This window comes from Sphingobium mellinum, from assembly GCF_037860795.1.
Taxonomy (GTDB): Bacteria; Pseudomonadota; Alphaproteobacteria; order Sphingomonadales; family Sphingomonadaceae; genus Sphingobium; species Sphingobium mellinum.
On the sequence record NZ_JBANRK010000020.1, the window covers coordinates 12,372 to 31,066 of the forward strand.

The 18,695-nt window shown below is 60.1% G+C and carries 15 protein-coding genes; 7 read left to right on the forward strand and 8 right to left on the reverse strand.

Annotated features, from left to right (window positions below; genetic code table 11):
- The first annotated feature begins 286 nt into the window (after positions 1–286).
- Together AAC640_RS15750 and AAC640_RS15755 are read left to right on the forward strand one after the other, a co-directional pair.
- Entirely contained in the window at positions 287–2,494 is a 2,208-nt protein-coding gene (locus AAC640_RS15750; protein ID WP_340267950.1) for a TonB-dependent receptor, read from the forward strand.
- Between the two features lie 101 nt (positions 2,495–2,595).
- Entirely contained in the window at positions 2,596–2,964 is a 369-nt protein-coding gene (locus AAC640_RS15755; RefSeq protein ID WP_340267952.1) for a VOC family protein, read from the forward strand.
- A gap of 21 nt (positions 2,965–2,985) precedes the next feature.
- Here the strand turns inward: AAC640_RS15755 and AAC640_RS15760 are convergent, their stop codons facing one another.
- A complete protein-coding gene (locus tag AAC640_RS15760) occupies positions 2,986–3,789 on the reverse strand; it encodes an enoyl-CoA hydratase/isomerase family protein (protein ID WP_340267954.1) in 804 nt (267 codons plus the stop codon).
- 249 nt (positions 3,790–4,038) lie between these two features.
- On the opposite strand from AAC640_RS15760, the gene AAC640_RS15765 reads away from it, so the two are divergent.
- Positions 4,039–4,956 carry an HpcH/HpaI aldolase/citrate lyase family protein gene (locus AAC640_RS15765; protein ID WP_340267956.1) on the forward strand — a complete coding sequence of 306 codons (918 nt, stop codon included), beginning with the start codon at positions 4,039–4,041 and terminating at the stop codon, positions 4,954–4,956.
- 32 nt (positions 4,957–4,988) lie between these two features.
- The gene (locus AAC640_RS15770) at positions 4,989–6,149 is read left to right on the forward strand and encodes an acetyl-CoA C-acetyltransferase (RefSeq protein ID WP_340267958.1); all 1,161 of its coding nucleotides are present in this window, start codon (positions 4,989–4,991) and stop codon (positions 6,147–6,149) included.
- A gap of 102 nt (positions 6,150–6,251) precedes the next feature.
- Here the strand turns inward: AAC640_RS15770 and AAC640_RS15775 are convergent, their stop codons facing one another.
- Positions 6,252–7,037, reverse strand: a complete 786-nt coding sequence (locus AAC640_RS15775; RefSeq protein WP_340267960.1) for an IclR family transcriptional regulator — start codon at positions 7,035–7,037, stop codon at positions 6,252–6,254.
- 254 nt (positions 7,038–7,291) lie between these two features.
- Positions 7,292–8,098: a crotonase/enoyl-CoA hydratase family protein gene (locus AAC640_RS15780; protein WP_340267962.1), complete on the reverse strand. Its 807-nt coding sequence runs from the start codon at positions 8,096–8,098 to the stop codon at positions 7,292–7,294.
- 137 nt (positions 8,099–8,235) lie between these two features.
- Between AAC640_RS15780 and AAC640_RS15785 the strand changes: the two genes are divergently transcribed.
- The 3 genes from AAC640_RS15785 (at position 8,236) to AAC640_RS15795 (ending at position 11,366) form a co-directional block, all read left to right on the forward strand.
- Entirely contained in the window at positions 8,236–9,135 is a 900-nt protein-coding gene (locus AAC640_RS15785; RefSeq protein WP_340267964.1) for a LysR family transcriptional regulator, read from the forward strand.
- Positions 9,136–9,241: 106 nt separating this feature from the next.
- Positions 9,242–10,387 carry an acyl-CoA dehydrogenase family protein gene (locus tag AAC640_RS15790; RefSeq protein WP_340267966.1) on the forward strand — a complete coding sequence of 382 codons (1,146 nt, stop codon included), beginning with the start codon at positions 9,242–9,244 and terminating at the stop codon, positions 10,385–10,387.
- 7 nt (positions 10,388–10,394) lie between these two features.
- On the forward strand, positions 10,395–11,366 hold the full coding sequence (locus AAC640_RS15795) for an acyl-CoA dehydrogenase family protein (protein WP_340267968.1): 972 nt from the start codon (positions 10,395–10,397) through the stop codon (positions 11,364–11,366).
- A 152-nt stretch (positions 11,367–11,518) separates the two neighbouring features.
- On the opposite strand, the gene AAC640_RS15800 is transcribed toward AAC640_RS15795, so the two are convergent.
- From AAC640_RS15800 to AAC640_RS15820, 5 genes are all read right to left on the reverse strand, one after another.
- On the reverse strand, positions 11,519–12,106 hold the full coding sequence (locus AAC640_RS15800; RefSeq protein WP_340267970.1) for a peroxidase-related enzyme: 588 nt from the start codon (positions 12,104–12,106) through the stop codon (positions 11,519–11,521).
- 132 nt (positions 12,107–12,238) lie between these two features.
- Positions 12,239–13,510 (reverse strand): cytochrome P450, encoded by a 1,272-nt coding sequence (locus tag AAC640_RS15805; RefSeq protein WP_340267972.1) that lies wholly within the window; start codon positions 13,508–13,510, stop codon positions 12,239–12,241.
- A gap of 422 nt (positions 13,511–13,932) precedes the next feature.
- Entirely contained in the window at positions 13,933–14,682 is a 750-nt protein-coding gene (locus tag AAC640_RS15810) for an SDR family NAD(P)-dependent oxidoreductase (RefSeq protein WP_340267974.1), read from the reverse strand.
- A gap of 140 nt (positions 14,683–14,822) precedes the next feature.
- Entirely contained in the window at positions 14,823–15,701 is an 879-nt protein-coding gene (locus AAC640_RS15815) for a crotonase/enoyl-CoA hydratase family protein (protein ID WP_340267976.1), read from the reverse strand.
- A gap of 77 nt (positions 15,702–15,778) precedes the next feature.
- The gene (locus AAC640_RS15820; RefSeq protein WP_340267978.1) at positions 15,779–18,670 is read right to left on the reverse strand and encodes a TonB-dependent receptor plug domain-containing protein; all 2,892 of its coding nucleotides are present in this window, start codon (positions 18,668–18,670) and stop codon (positions 15,779–15,781) included.
- Between the last annotated feature and the right edge of the window lie 25 nt (positions 18,671–18,695).

Genomic DNA, 18,695 nt, shown 5'->3' on the forward strand with positions numbered 1-18,695 from the left:
GGATGCGCCTGGTCTGGTTGGCAAGCCCAATCGCCGCAGCCTGAATTTTGATTGCATGGGTAATGAGGTTGTTTGGACTGGAGCGGAACAGGCCATATGTGATTGTCGCCAAATACAGATGTAATGCCTCTGCAGGAGCCTTGCCGGGCCCAGTTCTACAGGAATATAGGCAAAATCAGTATTGAAAGCCAGATATCGGCCGGGACGACAAAGGTCATCCAGGGACGATACGCATGTTAAAAAAGTCTCCGTGGAAACGGGCGACGATAACTAAAAAGGGGAGACCATGAAGAACAAGCTAGCTTTAACATACGGCTCTATCGGCATGATAATGATGCTGCCGAGCCTTGCGCAGGCGCAGCAGGCTGGTGCCGGAGAGCCCGCGTCTCCCGTCGGCATTCCCGAAATCGTTGTTACAGCGCAGAAGCGCTCGGAAAATATTCAGAAGGTCCCCGCGACGATTACCGCGCTGGGTTCCGAAGCTCTGGAAACGCGGCAGATCAACGACACGGCGGCGTTGCAGTCCCAGGTGCCCGGCCTTGTGGTCGGCGAGACTTTCGGCGCCAGCCTCATTGCGCTGCGCGGGATCAGCACCGGCGTGACTTCAGGGGCGGAAGATCCTTCCGTTGCGACACATATCAACGGGGTTTATCAGCCGCGTTCGCGCACGATCGATTCAGCCTTGGTCGATCTCGAGCGAGTGGAAGTTCTTTCCGGTCCCCAGGGCACGCTCTACGGCCGCAACGCAACGGCCGGCGTCATCAACTATATCCTGAAGCGCCCGTCGAGCAGCTTCAAGGGAGAAGTGACGGGCAGCGTGGGCAACTATGACACGGTCGGCGTCAAGGGCCGCGTTTCCGGTCCACTTTCAGACAATGTCCGACTTCTTGTGTCCGGCGTGTTCGAAAACCGCGACAAGGGCTTCACGAAAAATCTTCAGCCGGGAGCGCCGCAGTCGCGCTTGCAGACAAATCGCGTTGCCGGCGGGCGGGCGGCCCTCGATGTCGATCTGCCGGGCGGTGCGGGGATCGAACTTGATGCCATTTACCTGGACAGCAAATACACGCCAACCACTTTGGCGTTTGGCCCGTCGCAGGAGTCGTTCATTCAGACCGCTCTGAACCCACAGTCGTTCGACCCGCGAGAGGTGTACAGCAACTACAATTCTCTGGATCGTACAAAATATCTGCAGCTGATCGGGACCATCAATGTTCCGCTGTCGGATGATGTCAGCCTGAAGTCGATCACTGGTTACCAGAAATTCCGCAATCACATGAGGCTTGATGGCGATGCCAGCGGCGCCCTTATCGTTCAAAGCGACATCAGGTTCCGCAGCGACACTTTCAGCCAGGAACTGAACCTTAACGCATCCCTTCTGGATGGCCGTCTGAAATCAATAGTCGGCCTGTTCTACTATGACGACAAGTTCAATCATCATGGCGATTCGCCCTTCGACCTGTCTTCACTTTTCCCCTCGCCGGCTTTCATTTTCTCGGTCGAAGGTCCCATCCACGGCGAATCCTATTCGGCATTCACCGACCACACATTTTCCGTAACGGACCGTCTGCGCTTGCAGGCCGGCATACGCTACAATCATGACAAGAAATCCGCCGCGACCAACATCCTGTTCAGCGGCACCGACGTATGCCCGGCGCCGCCCGCGTCAAAGTCATGGAACAGCTGGACGCCGCGCTTTGGCGCCCAGTATGATGTCACCAACAACTCCATGCTGTACGCGCAATATACCAAGGGATTCAAGGCGGGGGGCTTTGCGGCGTCCAGCTGCATGGACGATTTCGATCCTGAAAAGATCAGCGGCGTGGAAGTTGGCCTGAAGGCAAAATTCTTCGACAATCGCGTCAGGTTCAACATCGCGGGATACAGCTACCGGATCAGGGACCTGCAGGTACAGAAGGTCGTAGACGCCGGCACGCTGCTCATCGACAACGCGGCTCGCGCCAAGGTATATGGCGTGGAAGCATCGCTTAATGCCCAATTGGCAGAACATCTGCGCCTGGATGCATCAGGCATGATCCAGTCCGCAAAATATGCCGAGTTTTTCAATTGTAACGAGAAGCTGTTCATCGGCGCTTGCGGCGCCTTCGATCCGCGGTCGCAGACCGATCGCTTGTCGGACGCATCGGGCAACAGGCTCAATCGTGCGCCGCCCTATTCGGCCAATGTCGGGCTGGAATATGATGTGATGCTGAATGGCGGAAGCAAGATACTTCTGCGCGGCGAGTCTCTTTTCAGCGGACGGGTGGATTACAGCGAATTCCCGACGCCAGGATCGCAGCAGAAGCCGTACAGCGTTCAGAACGCCTTCATTTCCTACACCAGCCCCAACGACCGCTATGTCCTGCGGGGCTTTATCAAGAACATCGGCAACAAGGCTTACAAGAGCGGCTATTTGTTCTTTTCTGCTATCCGTCAGGATACCGGCCAATATGCGCCGCCGCGCACCTTTGGAGCCGAAGCAACAGTCAGGTTCTAGGCTTCTGCTCGAATACCCCTCCCGCAGCGTGTATGATCTTGCTCTGCGGGAGGGTTTTGAAGAAGCCCAGTATCTCCGAACAAGCAGGAGTAAGACGAGCGATGATCGGTTACGTTACCTTGGGCACCAACGACCTGCCGCGGGCGGTTGCGTTTTACGATAAGCTATGCGCCGAACTGGGCGCCTCGCGGTCGATCGAAATGGAAACCGGCGTGGTGTGGACGATCGATGGCGTCTGGCCGGGACTGACCATCACCAAGCCCTACAACAAGGAGCCCGCCACCGTCGGCAATGGCGTGATGGTGGGTTTCCAGGCCAAGGACCATGAACAGGTCCGGCGGATCTACGAGATCGCGCTGGCCAATGGCGGAACCGACGAGGGCCCTCCCGGACCGCGTATCGAAGGCTTTTACGCCGCATATTTCCGCGATCCGGATGGCAACAAGCTCAACGCTTTCGTGATGGGCTAACCTTCAGCAGAATGGCGGCGATCAGGATTGACGCCGCCCTTTGAAAACCGCGCGGCGCTTGGCCAGAAACGCCTCCACACCCTCCCGAAAATCCGGCTCGGTGACGCATTGGCCGATAGCCAGGACCTCGCGATGCATCTGATCTGCAAGCCCGAAGCCGCCGCTGCTATTGATCAAATTCTTGGTCCGCGCGGCGGCGGCGGGCGCAGTGGCCGCGAACGAGCGGACAAGTGTCGCCAAAGCGCCTTCCAGTTCGCCCACGGCATGAATTTCGTCGATGATGCCAAGCTCCCTCGCCTGGTTGGCGTCCAGTCTCGCGCCCGTGAACGCCAGTTGCCGTGCCTTCTTGGCCCCGACCACGCGCGGCAGATGATAGGTCAAGGACAGATCGAGCGGCAGTCCAACGCGGGTCTGGGCGAAAACCAATGTTGCATCCTCGGTCGCCAGCACGAAATCTGACGCAAGCAGGAAGCTCAGCCCGGCACCTGCGGCTGCTCCCTGGACGAGCGAAATGACGGGTATCGTCAACGCGTCAAGACTGAGGAAGCACGCCCCGTTCCCGCCAACACGCGTTTCAAAAAAGGCGCTGCGCTCCTGGTCGGAAAGCGACAGCGTCTCTGCATAGGCAGCAAGATCGCCGCCCGCGCTGAAATTGCCCCCCGCGCCCTGAAGGGCAAGATAGCGCACGTCGGGATCGTCCCGGATCGAGTCGAGGAAATGACGCATTTCCAGCAGCATTTCCGGGTTGAGGGCATTGCGCGCTTCCGGGCGGTTGAAGGTCACAAAAGCACCGCCATCGCGCTTTTCAAGTAAGATTTCGCTCATTGCCTCTTGCGAACCTCTCCATGAATTTTGTCCGTGATTGGATAGCGCTTATACTCGCCCAATGGCTGTAGGAGGCAATGTTGGGCGGCAATTCATTGCCGCGATATTCCTATTGTAATGCCTGATACGGAAGCATCGATCAGCCGTGAAAATTGCGCTCCGGCGCCTTATGCCCATAGCATTCCATTGCCGACCCTGCCTGTTCCGATCGAATGACTGAACAAGCTGTATGAAATGTGGGGAAATCTAGTGAGTAACTATAATCGTCCTGCCCGCCTGCGCCGAGTCCAGCTTTCCGTCCCGGGGAGCAGCGAGAAGATGCTGGCCAAGGCAGCCGCATCGAAAGCGGATCATGTGTTCTGCGACCTTGAAGACGCGGTCGCGCCTTCCGCGAAGATCGGTGCGCGGGACCTGATCGCCAACGCGCTGAACGAACTCGACTGGGGCCGCAAGACACGCTGTGTGCGCATCAACGATGTCACGACGCCCTGGTGCCATGACGATATCATCACTCTGGTCGAAAAGGCCGGGCACAATATCGACACGATCATGCTCACCAAGCCGCGCAATGCCGGGGACGTGCTCTTCCTGCACCATTTGCTGTGCCAGCTGGAGCAGAAGCTCAAGCTGGAGCGCAGCATCGGCATCGAGGTGCTGATCGAGGAGGTCGAAGCCCTGCAGAATGTCGAGGAAATCGCATCCTGCACCGACCGCATGGAATGCCTGATCTTCGGCATGGGCGACTATTCGGCGTCGCAGGGAATCGATACCCGAGCCATCGGCGAAGGCGGCGCCTATCCGGGCGACATTTTCCATTATGCACGGTTCCGCGTCACCATGGCTGCACGCGCCATCGGCATCGATGCGGTCGACGGTCCGTTCGGCAATTTCAGGAACGAGCAGGCCTATCGCGAGCAGGCGGCGCAGGCGCGGTCGCTGGGCATGATCGGCAAGTGGGCGATCCATCCCGCGCAGATCGACTGGGCGCTCGACGCCTTCACGCCCGCGCCCGAAGCCGTGGCCCACGCCCGCAGGCTGGAAGCCGCCTATCGCGAGGCCGAAGCGCAGGGCCTGGGCGCGGCGCAGGTCGATGGCGCGATGATCGACGCCGCCACCGTCCGGCTGGTCCGCAACACGCTGGTCAAGGCCGATCTGATCGGAATGTGAACGGCGCACGTCGCGCCCCAAAGGAGAGGCACATGGCGGAAGCCTATATCGTAAACGCATTCAGGACCGCGGGCGGGCGCCGCCGCGGCCGGCTGGCGGGCGTGCACCCCGCGCTGCTGGCGGCGGAAACGCTCAACGGGCTGGTCGATCGCACCGGGATCGATCCGTCCGTTATCGAAGACGTCATCATGGGCTGCGTCACCCAGGCGGGCGAGCAGGCGCTCAATATCGGGCGCCATGCCATACTGGAATCGCGCCTGCCGCTGAGCGTTCCGGCGGTGACGATCGACCGGCAGTGCGGTTCGTCCCAGCAGGCGCTTCAGTTCGCGGCGCAGGCGGTCATGTCCGGCACGCAGGACGTCGTCGTCGCCGCCGGGGTCGAAAGCATGACCCGTGTCCCGCTGGGCCTCAGCGTTCCGCCTGAAAGCGGCAACCCGCGTACGCCGGGCGTGCTGAGCAAGTTCGGCATCCCGCGGTTCAGCCAGTTCGAAGGCGCGGAGATGATCGCGACCAAATGGGGCTTCACCCGCGAACAGATGGATGCTTTCGGACTGGAAAGCCACCGGCGCGCGGTCGCGGCAACGGAGGCAGGCGCGTTCGACGACGAGATCATCCCGATCGAAATCACCCTGCCCGATGGCGCGACCGAGATGCACGTTCGCGACGAAGGCATTCGATATGATGCGACGATCGAATCGATGGCCGGCTTGCAACCGCTCGCACCCGACGGGGCCATCACGGCGGCCACTTCAAGCCAGATCTGCGACGGCGCCAGCGCCGCGCTCATTGTGTCCGAGCAGGCGCTCAAGGATCATGGCCTTGTGCCCTCCGCGCGGATCGTGAACCTGACCATCACCGGAGGCGATCCGGTCATCATGTTGGAAGAGCCCCTTTTCGCGACCGAAAAGGCCCTGAAACGAGCCGGCCTCAGTATCGATGACATCGACTTGTACGAGGTCAACGAAGCGTTCGCATCCGTGCCGATGGCATGGCTGCAACACCATGATGCGGATCCGACGCGCCTCAACGTGAATGGCGGCGCCATCGCCCTGGGCCATCCTTTGGGCGGGACCGGGACAAAGCTGATGGCGACGCTGATTCACGCCTTGCAGGCGCGCGGCAAGCGATATGGACTGCAGACCATGTGTGAGGGCGGCGGCATGGCCAATGTCACGATAGTGGAGCGGCTCTGATAGCACACCGCCCCTTCAATTCGAAAGCATTGGGGGGCGGTGGTTATTTGGGTGAGGATGATAGGAAAGCCGCTTCCACAAAGCAGCCAGCGGTCTGCCCGGTCATGCGTATGCGTTCAACTCCGACGCCTGGCGTATATCTTCATCCGCCGACAATGCCGTGGCGAATTTTTTCAACTCCTCAAGGATGAGGGCCTTCTTGCTCTTCATTCGGTCGATCTGGCCACCCACTGCCACCGCGATCGGTGATTGCCCGAGCAAAGGACGGATCGGCATGGCGATGACTGCGATACCATCCAGAACATTGCCGCATGTTTCCGCATAGCCGTTTCTCCGCACCTCTTCCATCTCGGCGATGATCTGGTGCGGGCTCATCTTGTGGCGCGGATCGACCTCTTCGTCATTGGCCCGATGCACCAGGCTTCGGACCATATCATCGGGCTTCAGACTGAGCAGCGCCTTTCCGACCGCCGAAGTCGCCAGCGGGCGCGCCATGCGGGCCTGGACGTCAAAACGCTGCGGCGTTTCGGCCTTGATGAAAAGGATATATTGAACATGGACGCCGTTCTGGATTCCGATGAACGTCGTCTCCTGAACCGCGTTGAAAAGATTATCCAGACGCCATTCGAGCTGGCGGTCCTGAACATAGGTCTGATGGATCCAGCTGCCGATCAGGGCAATCCTGATCGTTGGCGTGTATGTCCTGGCGTAGCGGTCCTGGTCCAGATACCCCAGGGCGACGAGATTCTGCACCAGCATGGTCACACTGGGCTGGGGCACGCCCAAAAACCGCGAGATTTCACCTACTGTCAACGGCCGTTGCTTCGCCGAAAACAGTTCGAACAGCGCCAGCGTCCGCTCCGCCGACTTTATGGAACGCAAAGCCATTGTCTTGCCTTGTCTCACGTCCGTTCAAGCCACCTCACCGATGAAGCAGCGTCGACCCGACGTCCGCCCCGATAAGCCAGCTTCCCGGCAGCACCTCTCTACCCATCTCTTACCAGCCATAGCGCCGTGCGCCATTGCAGGGCCATAACATATGTAATTACCTGCCTTTGCAAGCACTGATTGCATTTCTCGGCGGAGAGCGAAGCGACAGACCGTCCCAATATCGGATCAGTACGCCAAGGGCTGCCAAGCCTCTATCGGTCCTGGAAAGTAGGCGAACGCTTTTGCAGAAAGGCCGCGACAGCCTCTTCATGGTCATGGGTATGATGGGCGAGCGCCTGATAAGCAGCCGAAAGTTCCAGCAATGGCCCCAGCTTCATGTCCTGGCCTTCCCGCAACAGCCGCTTCGCCAGACGTGTGGCATGGCCGGGATTTGCCGCGATGGACTGCGCAACGGCCAATGCGCGGGGGAGCATTTCCTCTGGCGGCACCACTTCGCTGACAAGTCCATAGTCCAGCGCCTTCGCCGCATCGATCGTGTCGCCCGTCAGCGTCATCAAGGTCGCGCGCGCCATGCCGATAACACGGGGCAGCAACCATGCCCCTCCGTCGCCGGGAACGATCCCCAGCTTCACGAAACTTTCCGCAAACAGTGCCGATGATGACGCGATACGAACGTCGCACATGCAGGCAAGGTCAAGGCCCGCACCAATGGCCGGACCGTTGATGGCGGCGACGACAGGCACTTCCAACTCGTAAAGCGCCGCCGGAATGCGTTGGATGCCGGTGCGATAGGAATTGCGGAGCGTTTGCGGCGAGCCTTCAAACATCCCCTTCTTTTCATGCATATGTTTCACATTGCCGCCCGCGCAAAATGCAGAACCCGCGCCGGTCAGGACAATGGCGCGAACCGACGTGTCACGCGTCATCCGACCACAAAATTCGGCGATTTCGTCACTATGCGCCGTTTCGGTAATGGCGTTGCGGACCTCGGGCCTGTTCAGCGTGACGATGACGACGGGTCCGTCCTTCTGGACGAGCAGAAAGGGCGTGTCAGTCATGAGGCGTTCCTCTTCCATAGCTATGCCGCGCGGCGCGGGGTTCCAGTAGTGAAGCCGGGCTTTCGCACGATTGTCTAGTAGGTTGCATTCAAATCTTATAATATTGATTCTGCATTTATCGATAGGCATTTTATATCATGGATCTTCGCCAGCTGCGCTATTTCGTCGCCGTGGCCGAGACGCGCAATTTTCATCGCGCGGCCGAACGCCTGAACATCTCGCAGCCTCCGATTACAGTCGCCATTCGCAAGCTGGAGAGCGAATTGGGGGAAGCCCTTTTTGTGCGCGATCCGCGTGGGGTGACGCTGACGCCGGCGGGTCGTGCCGCGCTCCCCGCCGCACGCGAGGCAATTGCTGCGACAGAACAACTGCGCGACGTCGTCCGTGAGGGCGCATCGGGTTTGCGAGGCCGGCTCAGGCTGGGGATCATCGGCTCCGCAAACAGCGATCTGCTTCCGCGTGTCATACCTCCCTTCTGCAAGGCTTTCCCGGATGTCGAACTCGCCCTCGCCGAAATGAGCAGCGTGGAGATTGTCCAAGCGATTGCCGCCCAACAGATCGATATTGGCTTCATCCGGTTGCCCATGATCGACGCTGCTCCCGTCAGCGTCGAAGTCGTCGAGCATGACGAACTGGTAGTGGCGCTGCAAGCCACCGATCCGCTTGCTGCCCGCAAGCGCCTGACATTGGCGGAACTTGCCGATCGACCCTTCATCTTCTTCAATCCCGTCAGCGTCCTGAACGCAATCACCCATATCGCTTGCCAGCGGGCAGGTTTCGCCCCCCGCATCCAGCAACAGGCAACCCAGGTGCAGACCCTGCTGAGCCTGGTCGAGGCAGGTCTTGGCGTCGCCCTCATTCCTGGTCGTAGCGCCCGCTTCACCAGCGATCGCCTGCGCGTCCTCCGCCTGACCGAGCCGATCCCCATCGAACTCGGAATGGCTTTTCCGCGCGACTTGGGACCTTTGGCGCGCAACTTCGTCGCGTCCGTGCGCGAGATTTGTGATATCAATTCGATATCGCCTGTACGGGATTAAATATTTGAATGAAGCGGCCGTCCGCCTCATTCTCCGCGCTCTGATGACCGTGGGGATCACGGCGAAGCGCGTATCGCGCACATGATCGAGAGGAGAGCAGGGCAGCGTGTTCGACACATTTTGCATGGCATCCCTGCCCGAGGCTGACGAGGCCCTGCGTCCAGCGGTGCGCGACCTCATTGCACGCTGCACGGCAAGCATGCCACTCGATCGCCGTGCGCGATCCTGGCAAGGGTTCAGCGCGGAATTCAGCCGGATGTTGGGCGCCGAGGGGTTTCTGGGCCTGACCCTGCCCGAAAAATATGGAGGGCACGACCGGGGGCCTTTCTCGCGCTTCGTGGTGGTTGAGGAACTGCTTTGCGCCGGCGCCCCGGTGGCGGCCCACTGGATCGCGGATCGGCAGAGCGCGCCTCTCATCCTCCATTATGGAACCGAGGCGCAGCGGCAATTCTACGTCCCGCGCATCTGCCGAGGCGAAGCCTTGTTCTGCATCGGGATGAGCGAGCCGGGCGCTGGCTCTGACCTGGCGGGGGTGCGGACCCGTGCGGAACGAAGCGGCGACGGGTGGCTGCTGAACGGGCAGAAGATATGGACCACCAACGCCATGCACTCCGACTATATGATCGCGCTGGTGCGCACGTCGGGGACGCCGGCAGATCGGCACGCCGGCCTGTCACAGCTGATCGTCGATCTGAAAGCGCCGGGCGTAACCGTGCGTCCGATCGTCGACCTGACGGGTGACGCGCATTTTTCCGAAGTGTTCTTCGACAATGTCTCGCTGAGCGCGGATGCGTTGATTGGCAATGAGGGCGATGGGTGGAAGCAGGTCACCGCCGAACTCGCGTTCGAGCGGTCGGGGCCGGAGCGGATTTATTCCAGCGTCGTCCTGCTCGACGCCTGGGTGAGGCACCTCCAGACAGTCGGCCGCGATGACGCGTCGCGCCTGGTCGGTCGACTGACGGCCGAGCTTGCGATTCTTCGCGCAATGTCAATCGCCTGCACGGCAAGGCTCGCGGCAGGAGAAAGCCCGGTGCTGGAAGCCAGCATCGTCAAGGATCGCGGCACTGGTTTCGAGCAATTGCTACCCGTCGTCATCGGTGACGATCTGGCCGCGCACCCCGACGAAGCGGTAAGTGACGAGCTGTACCGCACATTGATCTATGTGACGCACATTGCCCCCAGCTTCAGCCTGCGCGGCGGCACGCGTGAAATCCTTCGCGGCATCATCGCCCGTGGCATGGGCCTGCGTTGAGAGGAAAATGACCATGGACATGATCGAGTTGCTCGAACCGTTCAAACGCCTTCTGGAAGATGCCGCACCACCCGCCGCCGTTCGCGCGATCGAAGCCGGCGGCGCCTACGACCAGATGTGGCAGGCCTTCTTGGATTCGGGCTTCCTGGACGCGCTTGTCGATGAGGAGCTTGGCGGCGCGGGACTTACGCTCGCCGACGTTGAGCCGTTGTTTCAGGCCATCGGCGCGCAACCGGTGCCCCTGCCCATAGCCGAAACGATGGTTGCACGGGCGTTACTTGCAACAGCAGGTGTCGACAGGCCCGACGGCCCCATCATATTGGTGACGGACCTGGTCCAGCCTGCGCTCTGCGCCGCCACGGCCACGCATGCGCTGGTCGACGATGGCGAACTCCTGCGCCTTGTTCCCCTGGACGCCTTGTCGCCCGCGCCCACAGGCGCATATCATTCGCTATCGATGCGTCTCACCGGCACGGCATCGGGAACGACCCTTCGTCGCCCCGTCAGCGGCCTGCGCGCGATCGCCGCTGTCGTGCGGGCCGCACTGATCGCCGGCGCGGCCGAGCGGCTGACGCATATCTCGACCCAGTTCGCGAATGAGCGCGTCCAGTTCGGCAAGCCTATCGGTCGACAGCAATCGCTGCAACATATGCTGGCGGTCATGGGTGAAGACATGATCGCCTGCCGCATCGCCGCGCAGATCGGCTTTTCGAAGGGGCTGGAAGTACCCATGGCGGTCGCGGCGGCGGCGAAGGCGACCGCATCTGCGGCAGCCCCACGGATCGCGGCAACCGCCCACGCGGTCCATGGCGCTATTGGCATCAGCGAAGAGTATGACCTCCAGCTGCTGACGCGCCGGCTGCATGAGTGGCGCCTGGCGGATGGGTCGGAAGGCTATTGGGAGAAATTGCTGGGTGCTGCGCGACTGGCCTCGCCTGATGCGACCGTCGACTGGGTGCGTGCTGAAATCTTCGCCTGAGCATCGCTTCATCTGTCCCGAGGCTGGCAGCGGAACACCGCCGCCAGCTTCCCGGCCCTCAACCACTCGAGGAATTTAGGGCGGTGCGAAAGCGCCGTGTCTTGCCGGGGATTGGCGATACCACCAACCCGGCAAGCCTTCCAAGCTCGGGATTATTCGGATGCCGCTGGTGCGATTTCGGCGATGAATTCGTCATCCGGACGTTGGCCGAAGCCTGACGTCAAACGGTTTGTCATATTGAACATCGAGGCCATCTCGACGATATAATATATTTTCCGGTCGCTAATTCCGGCGTCGCGCAATTTCTGCAGATCGGCCAGCTCCATTCTACCGGGCTGTTCTGTGAGTTTCACACAGAAATCCGCGATCGCGCGTTCCTGTTCGGAAAGCGACACCCCCCTGTAGTTGATGGCAATCCGCTTCGCCCGGCCATGGTCTCCGATATACTCGCCCAGCAGGTGCTGATGGATGATCAGGCATGTAACGCAATGGTTTATCGACGAAACGACAACCCCAATGAATTCTCGCTCGGCAAGGGTCAGTTCTCCATAGGAAGGGTCCCTGAATGCCGGCCCCATGAAGGCCGCCATCCGGTTGAACCCGGCGTCTTCATAAGAAGCCAGAATCCGTATCGAGTGCTTTTCGGGCACCGGGCTTTCCAGCCATTCCTGAGGGAGCTGATAGGCCGGATCACCAGGCAACCAGCAATAAGGATCGTTCGATCTGAAATCCGGCGTCAACGAGGATTTCGGGTCGGTCGATTTCTTGTCCAGTACCGGGCCGTCGCTATCTGGCATAGATTCCTCTCCCTTAATTCGCATTCTTCGCAACTGATTTACCGATGGGAAGGCCCCGGCCAGCGACGCGGCTGATCAGTCTTGGCGCTTCCTGAATGTGATCGGCAGCGCCTTCAGTCCATGGACCATCCCAGCCTCGGCATATTCGATCGGCCCCTTGCTGGTATCAATGTGCATATCCTCAAGCCGATCGATCAGCCTGTTCAGTCCGATCCTGATTTCCGATCGGGACAGATGAACGCCGACGCAGTAATGGATACCATGGCCGAAACCCAGGTGGTTGCGAACATTGGCGCGCTCCGGGTCGAATTCGTTGGCATGCATGTACTTCGTCTCATCGCGATTTCCCGACGCCAGACGCACATGTATGCAACTGCCCTTGGGAATAGCCGTTTCGCCGATGACCGTATCTTCCTTGGCCCAACGCGTAGCAGCGGCGATGGGGCTGTCGAAACGCATGACTTCTTCGATGAACTTGGGGATGAGATCACGATTCTCGGCGAGGCGCTGCAGCGTCTGGGGGTCCTTGATCGCTGCATAGAGTGTGTTGCCTAGACCATTGGTCGTGGTTTCGTTCCCTCCGGTGTTCAGGGTGGCGCACATCGATATGACTTCCTGCTCGCTCAGGCGATCGCCGTCGCGCGTCTCGCTGTGAATCATGTGGCTGAGCAGGCTGTCATCGGGCTCAGCCCGCAGCCTCTGGATATTCTCCTGAATGAACTTCGCGAATTCGATGAGCTTGAGATGGGCAGCGACCCGTCCTTCCTCATCCAGCAATCCGCCGGTCACCAACGCAATCGAGGCTGCGCCAGCGTCCTGCATCAACTGAATATGCGTCCGGGGCACGCCAAGCGTGTCGCAGAAGAAATATAAGGGAACCAGCAGCGCAAACTCACGATAGAGTTCGACGGAACCTTCACCATTCGCGCCGCGCTCAATGAAGCCGTCGATCAACCCGTCGACCACGGCCACCAGGGCATCGTCCATCCGCTTGATCGCTGAAGGCATGAAGCGTGGGTTGATGAGCTCGCGATATCGCAGGTGGAGATTGCCGTCCGTCATCGCCAGCACCGGCACGCGACGGGGAACGCCTGCATCGTCATAGAGCTTGTAATAGCGCTCGGTGTACGCAGCCATCGCCGTGGCCTGGTTGAGAGGAGGGGTGTTGGCGAAAACAGTCGTATTCTTGAGAACGGCTTCGCTGTCCGCGAATCTGGATACGACGAAGGCATTAAGCGCCTTCGAGAAAAATACTTCTTTTTCGTCACGGAGTTGCGAATAATAGTCGTATGGAGCCCTGAGCATCTCGGCGTCACCAAAACGATCCGGCAATTCCTTCGTGACCATATCAACTCTCCGCTTCAATTTTCAGACGTGTTGTCGCCGCTCTTCATCGCAGACTGGATGCCCGATTGGCTGGCGCGACCCGACGCCGGGACAGGAGGCGACGATAAAGGCGAATCTTTCAACGATCCAGCGCCACCGGCCAGCGCGGTAGCCTTAGCACGTATGTAATGTGAACCGATGGGCAGCGTCGGCTCCTCCCCCACCATGTCCGCGACCCGGGCCCAAAAAAAGCGCAACCGATCCTATCGCATCGGATCAGCGGGCCCGGGATAACTCAGCAGCACCAGTCTACCGGCATATCGGCCGGAACTCGCGGCCTTTTACCATCGTGCCTGGTCTTCGACCGACCACAAGTGGGTTTCGCTCAGGCGCCGCGCGGGCTCGGCCAAGATTCGATGCATCATGCTCATCGAACCTTGCTATTATGCCGTCTGCCCGCCTTCAACCGGCAGCACGGTGCCGGTAACAAAAGCGGACGCGTCGCTTGCGTAGAAATAGATCGCCTGGGCAATTTCCTCCGGCTTGCCAAGGCGGTGCATCGGAACACCGCCGATGATCTTCTCCCTGGATGCCGGATTCGCCTCGACAGCAGCCAGCAGCATCGGCGTTTCATGCGGTCCGGGGCAGATCGCGTTCACCCTGACATTTTGTGCTGCGAATTCGACCGCGGCACCACGCGTGAGGGCGACCAGACCGGCCTTTGAGCCGCCATAGACGACGAGCGAGGGATAGCCCTTCAGCGCGGCCGTGGATGCGACATTCACGATGGAGCCGCCGCCCCGCGCGATCATGTGCGGTATGGCGGCTTTCATGGTCATGAAAGGTCCACGGAAGTTGATGGCGACGAGCTTGTCGAAATTTTCGTCGCTGCAATCGACCAATGTCCCGCGATTGTCGCCGGGATAGCCGGCAATGTTGCAGAGGATATCCACTCCGCCGAACTTCGACACGGCGAGATCGACCATCGCGATCGCGTCAGCGCGGGCGCCGACATCGCTCACAATTCCTACCGCCCGCTCACCAAGTTCATCGGCGAGCTTGGTCACGCCTTCCGAAATGTCGGCCAGGACAAGAAATGCGCCGTTTGCATACATCAGCCGCGCGACCGCCGCGCCCATTCCAGAAGCGGCGCCCGTGATAATAGCGATCTTGCCTTCGACCTGCCCCGTCATGTTCATCCTCTCATTCGCTCATATCCGTACAGTAGCGGATATCGTGTCAGAACTTGCCCTTTCGAAACAGAGGGAGCAGAACGAGAGATGGCTGAATTGGGGCTTTATCATATGTGCAATGGTGCGTTTGACTGGTCGCTTCATTCGAACTGCCGGTCGGTCCACCACGGGAAGAAGGCCGGCATGTCCTCCGACACCTTGTCTGAAAAATGCGCCTTCCTCTTCTCGCGAAAGGCGGCAATCCCTTCTCCGGCATCTGCGGAGCGGCCCCGCTCCATCACGCCACGGCTGTCGATCTTGTGCGCTTCCATGGGATGATCCGCCGTCAACATCTTCCACATCATCTGGCGCGTCATGGCCAGGGATACAGGGGCCGAATCGTCGATGAAATCATGCGCCAGCTGGCGCGCCGCCGCCATCAGCTGGTCAGGTGCGTGGAGGGACCGAAGCAATCCCCGATCAAGCGCCTCAACGGCAGTAAAGACCCGCCCCGAATAGCACCATTCAAGCGCCGTCGAGATGCCGACGATGCGAGGAAGAAACCAGGAGGCGGCCGACTCCGGCACGATACCACGACGCGCGAAGACAAAGCCGAACCGCGCATCGTCAGCGGCGATCCGTACGTCCATCGGCAACAGGATACTGGCCCCAAATCCGACCGCCGCCCCGTTTACCGCCCCAATGATGGGCTTAAGGCTGTCGAAGGTGCGGAGCGCCACACGGCCGCCCATGTCCAGATAGACGCCGTTGACGACCGGCTTGGCATCCGCATCCTTACGCTGGCTGTAATCGAACAGCGCCCTGCCTTGGCCGATGTCTGCACCCGCGCAAAAGGCCCGGTCGCCAGCCCCGGTGACGATCACCGCCCTGACAGCGTCGTCCGCGTCGGTCTCATCGAACGCTGCGATGAGCTCGTTGGCCATTTCATTGGTCAGCGCGTTCATGCGCTCGGGGCGGTTGAGCGTGATGGTCGCAATCGCGTCTTCGACTTCATAGCGAAGCGTTTCAAAGACCTTCATCACTCATCCTCTCGCCTGTCCACTGCTTGCCTCGCCGAGAAGGAGCCGCCCTCAGGCGGCTCATCATCAGCAGCATTTCAGAACTTGAAGCGGACACCTGCGGTAAACGCCAGGCCGACCGTATCATAGACGTCGGTCAAAGTAGCCATATACAGGCCCGGGCTGGGTCCCGTTGCGATGAACGGGGGTTTGCGGTCGAACAGATTGTTTGCCGTGAAGAAGAGTTCGCTGTCACGATCTTCACCCAGCTTATAGGACAAGGTAAGGTCGGTGTAGAATACCGCCGGCAGATCAGGTTCGGCCCATATATTGATCGGCCCTCGCTTCATGCGCCCGATCATGCGTTCCTGCGCCGTCACGCTGAAACGATCGGTCGAATATGTCGCCTGTAGGCTGGCGCGAACCTTGGAAACCGAAGCTCCGACAGACGAGATGATGCCTTCCGTCCAGCCAGCGAGCTCGACAGGCGCCTGCAAAGCGCTGTCTTGAATGGTGTAGCGGTCGACATAGGTCACGAACAGGCGGGTGAAGAGATCGCCGCCAAAAAGCGGATGGCGGTAACTTGCCTCGATATCGAAGCCTCTCGTTTTGAGACCTGCCAGATTGGCGGGCGTGTTGATGATCGCGCGCGCTGCATTTGCATCCGAACGGTCACTATATGGCAAGGCAGGATTGCGGACGATCAGGGCACATAATGGGCTGGTGCCGCCACTTGCCTCACAGGTTCTGGCAGCGATGTCGGTATTGAGCGACTGGATCGCACCCTTCAGCTTGACGTCGTAATAGTCGACCGACAGCGTGAAGCCAGGTATCGCGCGGGGTTGAACCACAACGCCCAGACTCAACGTGTTGGCGACCTCAGGCTTCAGATCGGGGTTGCCGCGCGTAACCCGCGATACGACAATCTGCTTTTGCAGATGCGGGTCGAAGAAGGTCGCGTCGATCGCCGCGCCCCGATTGTAAAGGTCGAACAGGGTAGGCGCGCGGATATCGCGCGACCGCGTCGCCCGGAAACGCAGGCCGTCCAGAACTTCCCAGACGGCACCGCCCTTCCAGGTCGTGACCGTGCCGCTGGTCGAATAGTCGGTGACGCGCGCGGCGCCATTCAGCTCCAGGGATTTGGCGAAAGGCTGATCCTTGAAAATCGGAACCGCGATTTCTCCATAGGCTTCCTTCACATTGTAGGAACCATGCGCCGTGGCGAAATTGTTGAGCAGGAAGCGAGCGGCATTGGTCGGCAGGTTCCGAAGGCCCGTCGGGTCGGCAAGAATCAGGGGATCGGAATTGCTCGTCATGTCCAGGCTGGACTTGCGATATTCCGCACCGACCGCCACCGACACGGCTCCTGCGGGTAGGTTGAACAGATCGCCGGTGATGTTGGCCGCGACATTGTCCAGCTTCGTCACTGCGGCATATTGGGACACGTCGCGTATATAGGCCAGCGCGTCCGCCGACGGAGCGCCCTGACCGAAGAGATTGAGCGGGACGCAGCCAGCGAACCTTGCCCGCACCGCCGGATCAGGATCCAGCGTGGGCCGGCAGACGATCTGGCCGGACGGGCTGAGCACCGCATCGGTCGCGGCAGCGAACCTGTCCTGCCGTATATCCTTGTTCTTGCTGCGATATTTTGACCATGAATGCTGGTATGTCAGATCCCAGTGGAACCCGCCCAGTCCACCCTTCAATCCAAGGGCGGCGTTATAATAATTCGAATCGTCATGCGTACCGTTATTGGCGGTTTCAAGGATCATGCGGCTCATTTTGAACGAGGACTGGCCTGCACCAACAAGGGCAGATGCCATCGCCGGCGGGAGGAAGGGATTTTCGGTGAAATAGGTCCTGTTGAGCGGATAAAGTGTCTGACCCTGGCCAACCCGGCCGTCGCCGTCGGCATAACGTTGCTTTGTATTGGCCCCGTTCACCTGGATAAACGCCGTGATGTCATCACTGGCTTCGAAATTGACTCGCAAAAACGCCGTGTTTGTGGTGGCCGGAACTGCCTGCCATTGGCCGTCCCACTTGTGGTAGTCGCCGCCCACAAACAGACCGGGGCTTCCGGTCCTGGTTCCGACGTCGATCGGGCGATACACGCCCGGCGTCGTGAACACATAGTTGGCGAAAGGACCGCTGAGAATATTGCCGCCCGCCGTCGCCAGGGCGAAGCGGATGTTACGGCCGTCAACCAGCGGATTGGGCGCGAGGCCCGGAGTGCCGCCACCCGGAACACTGCCGACCGCAATATTATAGTTGCCGTATGGCGGGCGGTCCTGGAATTTGAAGCCGCCGGTCTGATAACGCTCGACCGAGGCCACGATATTGATCCGGTCGCCGATCTGCGCGCCATAGGCGAGCGCCACGCGATAATTTTCATTGTCGCCGCGCGAGGCGATTGACCCCTGAACGACGCCCTTGAGACCTTTGAACTTGTCATCGAGAATGAAGTTGACGACACCGGACACAGCATCCGAACCATAGGTGGCGGAGGCGCCGGCGGTCACGACTTCGACCCGCTTGACCAGAAGCTGCGGTATGATGGAGGTGTCGATCAGACCTGTGAATGTGGTCGGTGAAAGACGCCGGCCATCTTGCAGGACCAGAGTCCGCACCGCGCCGATGGCATGCAGGTTCACGAAGTCGCCATGGTTTCCTACAATCGCCGCAATCGACCGCGCGCTGGTATTGGTCAGCGATCCGCTGAATTGGGGCAATTGCGTCAGGCCGGCAATCAATGAAGTCGGTGCGACCTTCTTGAGATCTTCAGCCGTGGAAACCGTCATCGGCGACGGGGCCTGCGATCCGTCCCTGGCGATGCGAGTGCCGGTCACGATGATGTCCGAGGCGCTGACGGCGACTTGATCCTGCGCCGATGGGGCTGCGCGCGACGCGGGCTGTTCCTGAGCGAGTGCCAGAGCCGGGCTCGATATGATCGCGGCCAGCGAGGCCAACGAAATAGCCACCTTCCGATTCATGGGATCCTCTCCTGTTTAAATGTTG